Source organism: Thermocladium modestius (assembly GCF_055398215.1).
Genome location: NZ_AP043731.1, coordinates 964,145 through 978,499 on the forward strand (window position 1 = coordinate 964,145; position 14,355 = coordinate 978,499).

16 protein-coding genes are annotated in these 14,355 nt (G+C 49.4%); 8 read left to right on the forward strand and 8 right to left on the reverse strand.

The window, feature by feature from the left end; all coding sequences use genetic code 11:
* The first annotated feature begins 352 nt into the window (after positions 1-352).
* The 7 genes from ACZ5ZS_RS04910 (at position 353) to ACZ5ZS_RS04940 (ending at position 5,803) form a co-directional block, all read left to right on the forward strand.
* Entirely contained in the window at positions 353-1,183 is an 831-nt protein-coding gene (locus tag ACZ5ZS_RS04910; RefSeq protein ID WP_229657705.1) for an ABC transporter ATP-binding protein, read from the forward strand.
* Complete coding sequence (locus ACZ5ZS_RS04915) at positions 1,170-1,907, forward strand: ABC transporter permease (RefSeq protein WP_188596538.1); 738 nt, start codon at positions 1,170-1,172, stop codon at positions 1,905-1,907. Before ACZ5ZS_RS04910 ends, ACZ5ZS_RS04915 begins: the two co-directional genes overlap by 14 nt.
* 8 nt (positions 1,908-1,915) lie before the next feature.
* Positions 1,916-2,233 carry an ArsR/SmtB family transcription factor gene (locus ACZ5ZS_RS04920; protein WP_188596539.1) on the forward strand — a complete coding sequence of 106 codons (318 nt, stop codon included), beginning with the start codon at positions 1,916-1,918 and terminating at the stop codon, positions 2,231-2,233.
* Between the two features lie 5 nt (positions 2,234-2,238).
* Positions 2,239-2,547, forward strand: a complete 309-nt coding sequence (locus tag ACZ5ZS_RS04925; RefSeq protein ID WP_188596540.1) for a hypothetical protein — start codon at positions 2,239-2,241, stop codon at positions 2,545-2,547.
* A gap of 113 nt (positions 2,548-2,660) precedes the next feature.
* Positions 2,661-3,113 carry a hypothetical protein gene (locus tag ACZ5ZS_RS04930; protein ID WP_188596541.1) on the forward strand — a complete coding sequence of 151 codons (453 nt, stop codon included), beginning with the start codon at positions 2,661-2,663 and terminating at the stop codon, positions 3,111-3,113.
* A 147-nt stretch (positions 3,114-3,260) separates the two neighbouring features.
* Positions 3,261-3,425 (forward strand): hypothetical protein, encoded by a 165-nt coding sequence (locus ACZ5ZS_RS04935; protein WP_188596542.1) that lies wholly within the window; start codon positions 3,261-3,263, stop codon positions 3,423-3,425.
* Between the two features lie 2 nt (positions 3,426-3,427).
* Positions 3,428-5,803 (forward strand): AAA family ATPase, encoded by a 2,376-nt coding sequence (locus ACZ5ZS_RS04940; protein WP_188596543.1) that lies wholly within the window; start codon positions 3,428-3,430, stop codon positions 5,801-5,803.
* A 139-nt stretch (positions 5,804-5,942) separates the two neighbouring features.
* Here the strand turns inward: ACZ5ZS_RS04940 and ACZ5ZS_RS04945 are convergent, their stop codons facing one another.
* Together ACZ5ZS_RS04945 and ACZ5ZS_RS04950 are read right to left on the reverse strand one after the other, a co-directional pair.
* Positions 5,943-6,968 carry a DUF711 family protein gene (locus ACZ5ZS_RS04945; protein ID WP_188596544.1) on the reverse strand — a complete coding sequence of 342 codons (1,026 nt, stop codon included), beginning with the start codon at positions 6,966-6,968 and terminating at the stop codon, positions 5,943-5,945.
* A 108-nt stretch (positions 6,969-7,076) separates the two neighbouring features.
* Positions 7,077-8,024 carry a hypothetical protein gene (locus ACZ5ZS_RS04950; RefSeq protein WP_188596545.1) on the reverse strand — a complete coding sequence of 316 codons (948 nt, stop codon included), beginning with the start codon at positions 8,022-8,024 and terminating at the stop codon, positions 7,077-7,079.
* Between the two features lie 77 nt (positions 8,025-8,101).
* Between ACZ5ZS_RS04950 and ACZ5ZS_RS04955 the strand changes: the two genes are divergently transcribed.
* Positions 8,102-9,250: a radical SAM/SPASM domain-containing protein gene (locus ACZ5ZS_RS04955; RefSeq protein WP_188596546.1), complete on the forward strand. Its 1,149-nt coding sequence runs from the start codon at positions 8,102-8,104 to the stop codon at positions 9,248-9,250.
* Here ACZ5ZS_RS04955 and ACZ5ZS_RS04960 read toward each other — a convergent pair.
* From ACZ5ZS_RS04960 to ACZ5ZS_RS04985, 6 genes are all read right to left on the reverse strand, one after another.
* Positions 9,218-9,628, reverse strand: a complete 411-nt coding sequence (locus ACZ5ZS_RS04960) for a hypothetical protein (protein ID WP_188596547.1) — start codon at positions 9,626-9,628, stop codon at positions 9,218-9,220. The two genes, ACZ5ZS_RS04955 and ACZ5ZS_RS04960, sit on opposite strands and share 33 nt — an antisense overlap.
* A 60-nt stretch (positions 9,629-9,688) precedes the next feature.
* On the reverse strand, positions 9,689-10,708 hold the full coding sequence (locus tag ACZ5ZS_RS04965) for an ABC transporter ATP-binding protein (RefSeq protein WP_188596548.1): 1,020 nt from the start codon (positions 10,706-10,708) through the stop codon (positions 9,689-9,691).
* 81 nt (positions 10,709-10,789) lie between these two features.
* Complete coding sequence (locus tag ACZ5ZS_RS04970; RefSeq protein ID WP_188596549.1) at positions 10,790-11,773, reverse strand: ABC transporter ATP-binding protein; 984 nt, start codon at positions 11,771-11,773, stop codon at positions 10,790-10,792.
* Positions 11,774-11,778: 5 nt separating this feature from the next.
* Positions 11,779-12,045, reverse strand: coding sequence for a hypothetical protein (locus tag ACZ5ZS_RS04975; protein ID WP_464858041.1), 267 nt, complete (start codon positions 12,043-12,045; stop codon positions 11,779-11,781).
* 23 nt (positions 12,046-12,068) lie between these two features.
* Complete coding sequence (locus ACZ5ZS_RS04980; RefSeq protein WP_464858043.1) at positions 12,069-13,193, reverse strand: ABC transporter permease; 1,125 nt, start codon at positions 13,191-13,193, stop codon at positions 12,069-12,071.
* The gene (locus tag ACZ5ZS_RS04985) at positions 13,190-14,299 is read right to left on the reverse strand and encodes an ABC transporter permease (protein ID WP_188596551.1); all 1,110 of its coding nucleotides are present in this window, start codon (positions 14,297-14,299) and stop codon (positions 13,190-13,192) included. The genes ACZ5ZS_RS04980 and ACZ5ZS_RS04985 overlap by 4 nt, the downstream gene beginning before the upstream one ends.
* Positions 14,300-14,355 lie beyond the last annotated feature (56 nt).

A 14,355-nucleotide genomic window follows, 5' to 3' on the forward strand; every position in this document is an offset into this window, starting at 1 on the left:
AAGGCGTTGAGGAGCCTTGCTTAAATGATTAGACACTATACTATAAGACTTAAGCCTAACGTCACCTTAAATCTCATGTCTGCCTAATGTCGCGGATCGCCCTTATGATTATTGATCAGCGACGACCAGCCGCTACTCCTAAGTGGAGTGTTAAGGTTGCTGGGTAGTTTACTGTCTTCTCCAACTTGTTGGTCCTACCCCTTTCCATCGAATAGGTTCCCTGAATTCTCCTTGGTGCTTTGAGACAAATGGGGGTCTCTCGGTTGCTAGAGAGGTTCCCGCTTAATAAGATTAAGCGTAATGCTTATAAATAATTCAGTATAAAATTAAACTGATATAGAATATGGTTAATATGATAGTAAAGGTTGAGGACTTATGGAAGTCCTTCGGTGGGAAGATGGTTAATGAACGCATCAATATGTATGTTGATGAGGGTGAAATCGTATCGATACTGGGCCCCAATGGAGCTGGGAAGACCACTCTGCTTAGGCAGACCTACGGCGAGCTGAGGCCCGATAACGGTAAGGTCTCCATCATTGGCATGAGCCCCAAGAGGGCTAAGAGACTCGGGGTGATGGGCGTTGTACCCCAAGAGGCCCGACCATTCAGTTTACTTAAGGTTAGGGAGCATGTCGAGATGATCGCTAGGCTTAGAGGCATGCCAAGGGATAGAGTTAGGGAATGCATCGATGATGCCATTGACACAGTTGGACTTAAGGACTACGCAAACACGTTGATCGACGAACTCTCGGGCGGTTTAAAGAGACTAGTCCTAGTGGCCTCAGCCATAGCCTGCAGGCCAAGGCTACTGATATTGGATGAACCCACTGTGGGTATTGATGCCCAGAATAGGAGGGTAATATGGAGCGTGATTAGGTCCATGAGGGACGGCGGGTCATCGGTAATATTAACGACGCACTACATTAATGAGGCTGAGGAACTCAGCGACGAGGTTTATTTAATGAACAGGAGGATATTGATGGAGGGCACCCCAGGTGAGCTTAGAAGGAAGCTACCGTGGGTTGAGGTTAGGAGCGACGATGGCGATAGACCAATTAGAGTCGCCTGGGATGAGGCGTTAGGCGTTATAAGTGACCTTGTTAGGAGGAGAGCTCGGTTTGAGGTTAAGGAACCGACCCTGGAGGATGTTTTCATCGAGGTGTTCAGCAATGAGGCCAGGTAACGTATACGCCGTGGCCAAATACATTATACTGAGCAGCAGGGCCTGGATATACGCCGCCTTGGGCTTCACCTTAATGTTCCCTATACTCTGGCTACTGCTACTTAAAATGGTCGGCAATCCAATATACGTGGAGTACTTCATAGTGGGCACCGTGGTTAACACAAGCTTCGGCATACCATTCATAGGTGCCTCCCAAGATATTTCAATGTTCAAGAGGGAAACCATTTACAGCATGCTATTCGCCAACGGAGCGGACCACTTTGATATCGCACTAGGCTACATTATACAAGTCGTGGCATTAAGTACACCCTCTATAGTGGCCCTCCTAGCCCTGGCGGTGATCATGATGGGGATTAGGTACGGGGTGATCCAGATAACACTAGCCGTGGCCGCGGCTATATTAATATCACTTGCCTCAGCCCTGCTAGGCTATGCCCTAGGAGTTGGGGTTAGGAACTATAGGGTGGTTAACCAAGTCTCCCAAATAGTCCCATGGCCCCTCCTCCTCTTGGCCCCGGTCTATTACCCGATAACCATACTTCCAACGACCCTAAGGTACGTTGCCCTAATTCTACCAACAACATACATGGCATTCACCGTAGAGGGAGCCCTTAACCTAAACCTATCCACGCTGGCCATGGGACTACTGGGGATACTGGCCTACTCCTCTGCATCAGTCTTAATAACCAGGTACGCGATAGCTAGAGGTGAGGTGAATGGTTGATTTTAAAAGTGGAGTCCCAGGAGGATTTGGTAAAGGTTGGAAGGGCTCTGGCGAATCCCCTGAGGGTAAGGATGCTGTTAATGCTCACCCTGGAGTCGACATTTATACAGGACATAGCCCAGAGGCTTCACATACCCTATGCCCTGGCCCACATGCATTTGAAAATCCTGGAGGAGGCTGGTCTAATAGAGGGTTCCTACATAGTGGAGGAGAAGCCAAGGCCCCACTTGAGGAAGGTCTACAAGGTAAGAGACTTCAGGCTAATCATAGACAGGAATCTATTGCTGGAGCTGTCTCAACGATCAGGCTACCATACGGGTCAATAACAGCCATGGCCATTTCAGGCCTAGTCATAGGCGCAGGCGTGCCCGTGGCTCTATTCTACATGGCCTTCAAGATAGGCACTTGGCCATTCCTGGTTGCCGCCACTATACTGGGCGCTATAGCCATATTCTGGGGAGCAATCATGGTGATAGTAGCCTTCGTCCCAGTGATGGAAAACGTTGATGAACAAGCAAGTGAATTAAGGACGCAACTAAACATACACAAGGCAATGATGAGGAGCCTACTTGAGGAACTTGATGAGGTTGATTCAATACTCAAAGATATTAGGGACGAGTTAAAGAAGGTGAGCGAATGACCCTTAAGTACACCGAGATGAGCGATGAGGAGGTAATCGAGAAAATCAGGGAGAGAATTAGGGAGATGAAGCAGTTACTCAGCGAGATTAGGGATATGCTTGAGGTGAGATGAATGGCCGAAAAGTTTGATAAATACTACGAGTACTTCACGAGGGGGCACAGTGAGGACGCAGCGTTAACGGGAATATTCAACGTAATTAACGTGGGGCCCATTAGAATTAGGCTAAGGCCAAGCCTCGGCGTGACAATATGGCCACGTAGGTGGAGCACGGCCTGGCATGAAGAGGAGGCAAGTAACGCATATGTGGGCGAGGCCACGAGTGAAGACGTGAAGCTCATAAAACCGCCAGAGGGTATTAAGGATGTTAAGGGGGAGAAGGTCAGGGTAATTGATGCTGAGTTAGATACGGTAGAAGGTAAGTACGTGACCTTGATAAACGTGGAGGCGAAGAAGGTAGTAGGCGATGAGGTTAAACTGATAAATAGTGACGTTGAGGAGCTGTACTACAGGAAGAACTATACCCTTATCCAAAGCTCAGCAAAGGTGATTAAGAAGGCCGAATGACAATAAAGTGGAAATGCTCTTCTGAACTAGGAATTGAATTTCCAAGGAACCGATGCACAGGCCGTTAAATTATGATGCTCATACGGTGGGACAGGGCAGTTGCTTCCCAAAGAGTTAAAAACCCAAACATGGAATTGCATGCAAGCAATGAGTACAAAGCTAGATGAAATCATCATTGATTTGCTAAGGAGGGAGCTGGGAAACGATGCGGATCTAGTGATTGCTTTGTATGATGCATACAAGGCAAGGGGTCCTCGGGGGGTTAAGGATAAACTCAATGATTTGCTATCAAAATATGGAATAGAGGTGTGAGAATGAAGTATACCATAGGCAAGATAGAGCTAATTAATTTCAAGGTATTCAAGGGAGAGAAGATATTCGAGCTTGGGCCTGGCCTCACATTGATTCATGGACCCATAGGAGTCGGTAAGTCCAGCTTGATACAGTCGATAGAGTATGCATTGTATGGAGAACAGTTGGAGATAAAGGAGAAAATAGCTAGGCTCTCCGATCTAATAAACGAGGACAGCGATTACGCCAAGGTGGGGATATCCTTCTTGGATGGAAAGAATAGATTGAACATAGAGCGATCCCTTGTACGGCAGAAGGACTCTGCACGGCAGGAAATAATAATAGATGGCAACAAAGGGGATGAGAACGAATTATCCAAGCTGATTGGATTGAGCGACGATGATTTCGAAAGATTCATCCTGATAACCCACAGAACATTGGAGCAATTAGCGTATGGATCCACTCAACGCAGGACGGTAATAATAGATAGGTTGTTTGACATAGATTATCTAGATTCGATTTTAAGGCTATTGCCGATAGATGCAGTGGGCAAGGCAATAGATGATAGAAAAAGAGCCATTGCTGGAGCAGTGGATGCTAGGGAATTAAAGCAAAGATATGGATCGCTAGAGGCGGCGAAACGCCGCGCGGCGGAGCTGAGGGAGGAGATGGAGAGGAACAAAGCGGAGCTGGAGAAGCTCAGCGCGGCTTACGGGGACATGTTAAAGCGGCGGAGCGCCATAATGGGCAAGATAAAGGACGTGGAAGCTCAATATAGGCAATACATAATGCTGAGCGAGAAACTCAAGGAGCTACAATCGAGGGGACCCACATCAAAGAGGAGCGAGCTGGACGTGGCTGGGGAGGCCGAGGTGTTGAGGGCCATGTTGATGTCCCGGCTGGAGGAGAACTTAATGGAGGCGGAGGCCCAGGCATTGGCTAAGGCTTCCTCAATGGATGAATTGCTCACTGCCATGTATGATTCAATGAAGAGGTTGGAGGAGAGAACCAGTGAGATTGGGGATGATCTGCGTCAGTACAAGGATCAATCAGAGAAGAGCAGGGAGGAGTTGGAAAAGCTGAGAATGAGCGTTTCGCTCATGGATGAGAGAATTAAGGCATTGGAGCCAAGTGTGGAGAGGTATAGGGCGGCGGAGAGGGAGGCCGGGGGATTGCCGGCTGCCAAGGCAGAGCTTGAGCGACTCAGGGCCAGGTACGAGGAGGCGGAGAGGGAGGCTAGCTATAAATCCGCGCTCTCCGTAGTGATAAGCCACATCAGGGCCAGCGGGGATGAGAGGTGCCCCATATGTGGGTCAAAGCTGGAGGCCGGGGCATTGGATCGCATTAGGATAGACATAGATGAAGGAGAAGTTAGAGAGCTACGTAATAGAATCGATAGACTGGAGCGGCTTGTAGACGAGATGGAGCTTCTCCATCCCATCTACCTACAATACGTGGAGTTGGAGAAAAGGGCGCGCGAGGCGCGGGATAGGCTAGAGGAGGAGATAAATAAAATGGAGAGACTAGAAAGAGCCGTTAGGGACTTGGAGCGCAAGTACGCGGATCTATCCAATTTCCTCCCAGTGGTAAGGGAGAGAATGGAGAGGCTGGAGGAGGCTTATGAGGAGGCGGAACGCGTCAAGAGGATGGAGAAGATAAGAAGCGAATTATCCGGGTTGGAGCAATTATTGAGAGAACACAATGTTAACGTTGAGGAAGCCGTTAGATTAGAATCGGAACTGGGCGAGGTCAACAATCGTCTTGAATCCATCAGGAATAGATTGGAAGTGCTGGGATCGGAGTACATGCAGCTCGAGACTAAATTGTCCAAAGTGGAGTCCATGGGCATCGATGTAGAGAATACGCTGAAGGAGATAGAGGAGCTAGAGGGGATTTTATCGAGGTTCACGAGAATAAGGGATGGATTGTTGAAGGTCCAAAGAGAGGCAAGGCAACGAATAATAGAGGGGTTGGCAGGGGAGTTCAATTCCATGTTCAAGAGAATATATCCATATGGGGATTTAGGGGGAGTGGCCATAGAGCTCGAGCAGCGCGAGAGGGGGGATTACGCGTATGCCCTTTATGCCATTAGGAGGGGAAGGAAGGTACCCATGTCCAGGCTAAGCGATGGACAGAGACTCACAATAGCCATATCGTTCGTGTTGGCGATGTATAAGTTAATAGACCACAAGTTCGGCTTTATCTTAATGGATGAACCTCTCCCATACGTTGATGAGAACGTGAAAAAAGCCCTAGCCGCGCTGTTGGTGAACATATTGAGAGAGGGAATAACGAATCAAGTAATAATTGCAACGCAGGATTCCACATTGATGAATGTAATATCGGAAGAAGCAAAAGATACTGGAATCGGCATAGGAACAATAGAACTGGGCAAGTGAGATAGCCACTCATGGAGAAGGAAGCAAAAGCCGCTGAGTTTTCATTACCGAGAAATCGCCATGCATTCACTCCAATGGGGAATCGGGACCCCATAACTCTTCCACAAAATTAACCTAGAGGGAGAGACCTAGGATAACGTTAATAGATGCTCAGAACTGGAGTTGAACCGAACCCCTCTACTTCAACCTCCCTCGATCCCTTGACCGGAATCAGCCGCAAACCTATTGGTCGTCCCTTGGATCTAGATATGGAGTAGAGATCCTCTATTACCCCGCGTACCTTGAACACGTCGGAGACAGGTATGGGAACCATGTCGACGCCTGCCACGCACACGGAGGAATACATGGTTAAATCCTTGAACGATAACTCCCCCGACCTAGCTCGCTCCTTTAATCTCTCATCCTCGGCCAGGGGAAGCATAACTTCATTGAAGCCCAACTTCTTGATTGGAAGCTCCATTAGCTCCTTATTTACGCGCCATATGGACATCATGAAGCCAGGGGAGCTAAGCTTGCGTCCAAGCTGCTCCAACACGTCGACCACGGACTCCCACCCCCACGGGGATAGGGATGCATCAATGCCTCTATACTCAATGCCTGCTAGATCAGCCACCCTTCTCCCGAACTCCTCCGCTGACCTCAGCGAGGATAACTTAGCTCTCAAATCCTCAATATTAGTTACTCCAATTAAGTCCTTCGGGTAAAGCACCGCTAACGCGATGCCGGTCCCTCCCCTTAAATTAACGGAGGCCGGATAGTATGGGGTCTCCAATTCACCTCCAATCAGGGCGGCAAATCTCTTAGCTGCATCAGAGCCATCCTGCGAGATTATCCTCAGCACCTCAACCACGGTTTCCGCCTTACCTACATCATCCACAAGCACGCTGCCGTAGGACTTAGTCGTAATAAGCAACTTAGCCAGCGATGCCGCATTGACGGAATCCCTAGCCGCCAAGGCGGAATACACGTAGCCTCGCCTCTCGGCGATTCTGCCTATTTCCTCAACGTTGAGCCGCGGCCCCATGTATGGAAACGTAACTCGGCGAGTCAGCACTTCAAGTCCAGTTTCCTTAGATGCCTCGTTTATGGCTAGATCCAGCCTATTCAACATTTCATCCAAGTCGCTTACATTATCGTGAAACAAAGTAACAGCCCTTATCTTCATTAATGGGTAAAGCAACTGTTGATTTTAACGTTTATGTTCTAGGAGCTCCTTAGCAGAAGGCGGGGGTAGACCTTGAATTAAAGCATGCTCGATCGAATCCCAATTCGATCAGTACCAATACGTTGCATTGAATACGTGCTCCCGCGGATGAAGCTCCTTCAAGCTGCATGAATTTCTCAACGGACAATCATTACACTTCGGATTATCAGCGATGCATGTGGTTCTGCCGAAGCTCCATAAGAAATCATCTAATGCGAAGGGCTCCACGTCGCTCAGCATGGAAACCAGCTTCCACCCATATCTTATCAACATCCTAAGGAATACATCTTGTTGAGGCGTGAACGGCACTGCGTGCTCTATCATTTTCATGTATTCGCGAGATGGCTCTATAAGGCCTAGTCTGATCGCTAATCGCGACAGGTGATTATCGACCGCCACTTCCTCATTATGGACATCCACGAACTTGATCAGCCCACGACCGTGAAGGAATTTGGCCAATAGCATTGCCTTCTTTTCAACTGGATCAGTGAATGCAGTGAATGATTTTAACAACTCCACGAAGCCGCGGCCGCCGTTTATTAAGTGACCCCCGCTTTTCTTCAATAAGCTACTTGGGGATCCATCGTAAAGGAACTGGATTTTGGAGCCCACATCCCGGAGCAGGAAAGCCCTCACTCCATAATCCCACGCATCCCCAAGCCACTCCCTAACCCATTGAGGCGAGGCGGAAGCTAGCCTAGAGGGGAAGAAAGCGGAGGGATCCTTCTCCAGCAGCAGGCGACCCCGTAGCCACAGTAGGTCTGCTCCCCTATATTGGACCCCATTGATTTCTGTCTCGTATTGAAATCCAGGCACGGTGAGCCGGTGATCTATGGATACCATGGCCATGAAATACATTATCTGAAGATCCACGTCGATATCCGCACCGGGATAGAAACGCTGATCCATATAGGTATCTTGCCTCGATACAAGCGGCTTCACCGCTGCCGCCAACTCCCTGGCCTTCTCCAGGTTTATGTTGCCGGCATCATTCAGCGATACCCTTATGGAGCCCATCAACCCTAGGACGGCGGCCCATTAAAATGCGTTCCCACAAAAATATTAATTAGTTGGATTGAGCGCTGCCTTTTAGGATGATACCGGTAAGCACAATGGTGACCGGCCGCGGCACTGTGTCGTTCAAGATAAAGGGCAGGTATGGAGTAGATAAGCCCAGCAATTTCTCTGAGGTCATGAGGCCCATAGTGTCCTGGAACATGACAAGGAGGTGTAACTTGAAGTGTTTGCATTGCTATATAGACGCTGGTGGTGAGGATCCCAATGAATTAAGCACGAGGGAGGCAATGGAATTAATAGATCAATTCCATGAAGTGGGGGTCCCATTGATATTGATGAGCGGGGGAGAGCCATTGATGAGGAGGGATTTCATGGATCTGGCCGAATATGCTTCATCGCTTGGAATAAAGCTTGTTCTGTCCACTAATGGTACATTGATAACCAAAGAAGTTGCAAGGAGGCTCAGGGCGATAGGCTTCTCATATGTGGGGATATCGCTTGACTCCATAGAGGAGAAGTATCATGATGAGTTCAGAGGCGTCAATGGCGCATTCTCGCTTGCGCTGGCGGGAATACGGAACTCGCTGAGCGAGGGATTGGATGTAGGGCTTAGGTTTACCGTGACCGCATTGAATATAGATAACGTGGCTGATTACGTGGATTTCGCAGCCTCGCTGGGAGTGCGGCGAATAACGTTTTACCACCTATCCGCCAGCGGTAGGGCGGGCAGGCTCGGCGGGGAGTGGTGGTACACTCCATCCCAATACGAGAGATTCATAAATACCATTATCAAGTATGCAGAGAAGTACGCGGGCAAGCTGGAAATAGAGACCACATTGGCCCCATACGATGGCATATATATAGCCATGAAGAGCGAGAATCCGAGCGAGTACTTAAGATTCGTTGAATCAACGGGTGGATGTGGACGAAAAATAATATCGATATATCCAAACGGGGATGTCTATCCTTGCCAGTTCATAGATTTCGTGAAACTCGGCAATGTGAGGCGGAACAAGTTAAGGGATATATTGGTCAATGGATTGGACCTATTCATAAATACAGAGAAGTACTTGAGGGGGCCCAAGTGCGGCAATTGTAGATTCAAGAAGGAGTGCAAGGGAGGGGACAGGGCGCGCGCGTATTACCTGGGCGGCGACATGTATGGGGATGACCCTCTATGCCCAATTCCAAGCCTATTTAATGATGGAGGCAGCAAAGTCAATTAAACCGCCCACCTCCTTCCTGGCAAGCGGTATATCTTCGTCAGGGACCACGTCCTCCTTGTATCCCAAGTACATGGCTAGCGCAGTCCTCCACCAATTAAGCAACTCCGGCCTACTCATCGAGATTGATAAATAGATGACATACATCCATTGTTCCTTCATGGAGACTATCTTCTGGTTCTCCCTGTAAGCACCAATTGCCTCCACAGCCAAGGTGGCTGCCGCCCAGAGGGCCTCCGCTGCCCTAGTCCCTGTTAATTGCCTTGACCTTTCGAAATAATCCATAGCATACGAGAGCAACTCCCTCCCCCTTACCTTGCCTGGGTTAAGCGCTACGTCGTCGGGATCTCCCATGCCGATATCGTTCTTATTCAATCTCATACATGGATATACGGAATGGCTTGGGTTAAATATCTGCTGGCCGGTGACCCCAGCAAGCGATCACTTCTTTATATGAAGCCAGCAAGCGGCGTATATGCCGTTCTTAACCTCCACCATGGGAGGCTCCTCCCTCCTGCATATATCCATTGCGAACGGGCATCTTGGATGGAACCTACACCCACGTGGTGGATTCACCAGGCTGGGAGGCTCTCCTCCCACAACCTTCTTATCGTGGAATCTATTGGATGGATCTGGGTCAGGTATAGCCTCTATCAATGCTTGAGTGTATGGGTGTGCTGGATCCTTCACCACATCCCGATAAGGACCCACCTCGGCGAGCTTTCCCGCGTATAGTATTGCTATTCTATCGCTGAAGTACTTGGCAGTGGATATATCATGCGTGATGTATAGGAATGCAATGTTCATTTTCTGCTGAACCTCCTTTAGCAAGGTGAGTATCTCCACCCTAACCGAGGCGTCGAGCATGGAAACAGGCTCGTCGGCCACTATGAAGTCGGGCCTCAATATTATGGCCCTACCAATGGCAACCCTCTGCCGCTGTCCCCCGCTGAGCATGTGTGGATACTTATATAGATAGTCCTCCGGCGGGTTCAGCTTTATCTCATTGAGGGTGCGGATAACCATCTCCTCCCTCTCCGCAGCGCTACCGCCCACGCCGTGAATTATGAGGGGCTCCTCCAGTATAAACTTTATGTTGTGGAATGGATTTATGGCTGAGAAGGGATCCTGGAAGATCATTTGAGCCCTCCTCCTGAACCATGCCAATTCGGATTCCTTGGCCTTGGTTATATCCTTGCCGTCAAATATCAAGGATCCCCCGTTCAATTTATATAAGCGAAGAAGAGTTCGACCTAGGCTGCTCTTGCCGCTGCCGGACTCGCCTATCATTGCAACAGTTTCCCCCTTCCCTATGCTGATGCTCACATCGTCCACGGCCCTCACGTACCTCGTCTTTGAGAATAAGCCGGCCTGGACCGAGTACCACATCTTCAGTCTGTGGCCTATCACCAAGTGATTGGGGTTCAACCACGGCGAGTCAGCAATGGACGAGGCATACATCGCTAAACCCTTACTATCAATATTTAAAAAGATATCCTCCCCCCATTACGATAGGGGTAACTATTTTAAATTGATATATTGTTACTTATATAGCCAGCACGAAACCAAGTGCCTCCTAACGCCTTTATGCTCCACATCTATGTAGGGCGGCTCATCCCTATCACAGAGTCCCTTTAACTCTCCCCTAGAGGCAAAGTAGGGACACCTTGGATAGAAGTGGCAACCAGTAGGCGGGTTGATGAGGCTGGGCACCTCGCCCGGCATGAAGGTCAACTTCTTCTCACCCCTAAGGGTAGGCACGCTCCCCATCAATCCAACGGTGTATGGATGCTTGGGGGATACATACATATCATCGGAGCTTCCCCACTCCACTAACTTGCCAGCATACATCACGGCAACCGAATCGGCCAACTCGCTTGCCAATGCCAAATCATGGGTTATAAAGATGTAGGTTAGCTTGAATTCCCTCCTTAGCCTCTTCAATAGATTCATTATGTTAGCCTGGGTTATCACGTCCAATGCGCTGGTCGGTTCGTCCAATATGACCAACTTTGGCATCAATATCAGGGCCATAGCTATCGCCACCCTCTGCTTCATTCCACCGCTTAATTGATGCGGATACCTGCGAACCGTATCCCTAGGCAATCCAACCGCCTCCAGCATATCCATAGCCTGCATCAATGCCTTGTCCTTATCGACGCCGTGATGAATCACCAATGGCTCTATCATTTGCTCGCCTATGGTTAACACGGGGTTTAGGGAGTTCATGGATGCTTGCGGCACCCAGGCTATCTTCTTCCACCTATACTGTGTCCTGAACTCCTCATCGCTTATATGAAGTACATCCCTGCCCTCAAACCTTATCTCTCCATCAACTGAAGATACATTGCGTTCCCATAGCCTGATCAATGCCTTGGCTATAGTGGATTTACCACAGCCGCTCTCGCCCACCAACGCCAGCGTCTCGCCCTCCTCCAAATCGAACGAGACGCCGTCGACCGCCTTAACTACTCCCTTGCTTGTGGAGTAATACAGGCGCAGGTTATCTACTTCCAGGAGCGCCATTCCCATCACCCATACCTCAACCTAGGATTGACCACGGGCTCGCTGGCTATTGCAACCAATATAAACACTACCGCCACAAACGCTATGAGGAGGCCGGGCGGTATTACCCACCACCACATGCCAGCATACAATGCACCGGTGCTGTCGGCCCAGTAGAGGAGGTTACCCCAAGTTGGGTATGCGCTTCCAGCTAGGTTGAGGAAGTTCAGCGCAGATATCGTCAATATCGCGCCGGGCGCGCTGGTCACCAGCAGGTAGAGGGAGTACGGCATTATCTGGGGAAGTATGTGGTTCCTTAATATCCAGGACCCCCGCGCCCTACTATCTTTGCGCCCTCTATGTACTGGGCCTCACGTATCTGCATTATCATGGATCTTATTATCCTGGCCGCGCCGCCCCACGATAGTATGGAGAGGAACAGAATTGCATCCCATAGACTCCATGCGAAGAGAACCGAGAACACTATTAGCAATGGGAACGCCGGCATCGTTATCACTATATCCGTGATCCTGGTCAGCACCTCATCTATCCAGCCCCTGAAGTAACCGGACATTATTCCAACCACAATGGCTATCACCATCGTTATCACGGCGGACACTATCCCTATCTCCAAGTCTATTGGGAAGCCGGCCAGCAATCCCTCCCATAAGTCGTGGCCCTCGAAGTCGGTGCCCATCAATCCATACACGTTGCCCCTCATGATTACCGTGATGAAGTTGGGGTCCTTGGATGAGCCGGCCACGGAGCCGAACACCGTTACCAATATTTTCACGGTGTAATTGCCGTCGAGGGGATGTATCTTTCCATTATTTACTGTCTGAAACAGCAATGGAATTGGCGATTGAGTAGGGGCAAGAGTTATGGTCTCTCCCTTGCTGGAGAAGAAACTCAGTATCTGGTTCTCAACCTGGGGACTGGATGCGAGGTCTATGTATGAGCCGGAGAATTGCAGTGGACCTATTGATATGGATGATCCATCAGGCCTGTAAATAGTTAATTGAACTGCAGCCGACGAATTCTTGGGAATCCCATTTAATACCAAGTAGATATCCTGCCATGGAACGGAGTAGGGATTCTCTATGCTGAAAGTCGATGATATATAGGTGACCCCGTGATAGGTTGTGACCGACTCAAGCGGATTCACTGTGGTCTGGGGCGCCAGCTTTTGTGACGTGAAGTAATTAATCCACGCAGGCGGCGCATTGTCCGGGTTAAACTTCCAATACGATGGATTGTTCCAAATAGCCCCAAAATTGGGGGGCAGCGCAAAGTAGGAGTATATTGAGACTACCACCAGCACTATGAATAGGGCCGAGGCCACTTTCCCAGTGTTGCTGCTGAAGAACTCCCTGCTTATCTCGCTCGGCGACATGCCGAGAATCCTGAAACCAGAGCCCCTCTTCTCCTCCTTCTGAGTCATTGCTCCCTCACCCTCGGATCCAACATTATATAAAGTATCTCCAGTATGAACACTATCACTATATACAACAATGTTGAGGCATATGTTAACGCGACGACCACTGGAGTATCAGGCGTGCCGGCCGCCGTTATTGCAATGTTGTAAACATAGCCGAGGCCCCACCATTGAAACACCACCTCGGTAACCAGGAATCCGCCGAACAAGACGAATGGTATGGTTATCAAGATCGACGTCAATATTGCCGGGGCCGCTGGCCTTATTATGTACTTGCTGACCACTTGGTTCTCGGATAGGCCCTTTGCGCGGGCCACTGTCACGAAGTCCTCTTGAGCCACGTTCAGCACTACCGTCCTGGCGAAATAGGCCCAGCCACCTATATTCACTATGAGCACTGTCAATAAGGGCAGAGTCAAGTGCCAAAGCAGATTTAACACTGCGGAGGCATTGGCGAACACAGCCGCTGGATTAACCAGCCAAGTGCCGAAGTACTTTGGATCCAATATACCGCCGAAGGGGAAGTATATCGGAGAATGAACCTCCCTCAGCATCACGGCGAAGACTATTATGAAGACAATGCCGATCCACCACTGGGGCAATCCATTAGAGACGGCCGCGTAATACATGACTCCCCTATCGCTCAAAGAGCCGTATCGAAGCGCAGAGCGAGTACCAACGTATATGCCTATAACTGCGCTGAGCAGTATGCCAAGCGTGTCCAGTATTATGGTTCCAGGCAACGCCGATGCTATGATGTTTACCACCTTGCCGTTGCTCACGCCGTAATTCTGGGGGAAGAAGGAGTAGCCCCAATTAAAGCTCAACATGTCCCACATTATGTAGAAGGTACGAATTATGGGAGGCTGGTTTAGTCCATAGGCCTTCTCCAGCTGGGCCACTATGGTATTGTACACCTGCTGCGCCTGGGACGCTGCATTTGGATTGTGCTTAAGCACCGCCTGGGCCACTGCCCTGGCCTCAACCTTCACTTGATTCTCTAGAACCGAGGATGCAGGCCCCGATAATGCATAGGATATTATGAACAGTACCACTATCAATATCAACACTAGATTTATCGCCCTGAAGCCCAGGGACCTTAATAATCCCATATAAATTAATCATAATGGCCTATTTATTAATTTTGCCCGAATATAATAGACGATAA

Bases quoted from the DNA above. Each gene is read 5' to 3' on its own strand.
- ACZ5ZS_RS04910 (WP_229657705.1), top strand. From the start codon at position 353: ATGATAGTAAAGGTTGAGGACTTATGGAAGTCCTTCGGTGGGAAGATG.
- ACZ5ZS_RS04915 (WP_188596538.1), top strand. From the start codon at position 1,170: ATGAGGCCAGGTAACGTATACGCCGTGGCCAAATACATTATACTGAGC.
- ACZ5ZS_RS04925 (WP_188596540.1), top strand. From the start codon at position 2,239: ATGGCCATTTCAGGCCTAGTCATAGGCGCAGGCGTGCCCGTGGCTCTA.
- ACZ5ZS_RS04930 (WP_188596541.1), top strand. From the start codon at position 2,661: ATGGCCGAAAAGTTTGATAAATACTACGAGTACTTCACGAGGGGGCAC.
- ACZ5ZS_RS04935 (WP_188596542.1), top strand. From the start codon at position 3,261: ATGAGTACAAAGCTAGATGAAATCATCATTGATTTGCTAAGGAGGGAG.
- ACZ5ZS_RS04940 (WP_188596543.1), top strand. From the start codon at position 3,428: ATGAAGTATACCATAGGCAAGATAGAGCTAATTAATTTCAAGGTATTC.
- ACZ5ZS_RS04945 (WP_188596544.1), bottom strand. From the start codon at position 6,968: ATGAAGATAAGGGCTGTTACTTTGTTTCACGATAATGTAAGCGACTTG.
- ACZ5ZS_RS04950 (WP_188596545.1), bottom strand. From the start codon at position 8,024: ATGGGCTCCATAAGGGTATCGCTGAATGATGCCGGCAACATAAACCTG.
- ACZ5ZS_RS04955 (WP_188596546.1), top strand. From the start codon at position 8,102: ATGATACCGGTAAGCACAATGGTGACCGGCCGCGGCACTGTGTCGTTC.
- ACZ5ZS_RS04960 (WP_188596547.1), bottom strand. From the start codon at position 9,628: ATGAGATTGAATAAGAACGATATCGGCATGGGAGATCCCGACGACGTA.
- ACZ5ZS_RS04965 (WP_188596548.1), bottom strand. From the start codon at position 10,708: ATGTATGCCTCGTCCATTGCTGACTCGCCGTGGTTGAACCCCAATCAC.
- ACZ5ZS_RS04970 (WP_188596549.1), bottom strand. From the start codon at position 11,773: ATGGCGCTCCTGGAAGTAGATAACCTGCGCCTGTATTACTCCACAAGC.
- ACZ5ZS_RS04975 (WP_464858041.1), bottom strand. From the start codon at position 12,045: ATGCCGTACTCCCTCTACCTGCTGGTGACCAGCGCGCCCGGCGCGATA.
- ACZ5ZS_RS04980 (WP_464858043.1), bottom strand. From the start codon at position 13,193: ATGACTCAGAAGGAGGAGAAGAGGGGCTCTGGTTTCAGGATTCTCGGC.
- ACZ5ZS_RS04985 (WP_188596551.1), bottom strand. From the start codon at position 14,299: ATGGGATTATTAAGGTCCCTGGGCTTCAGGGCGATAAATCTAGTGTTG.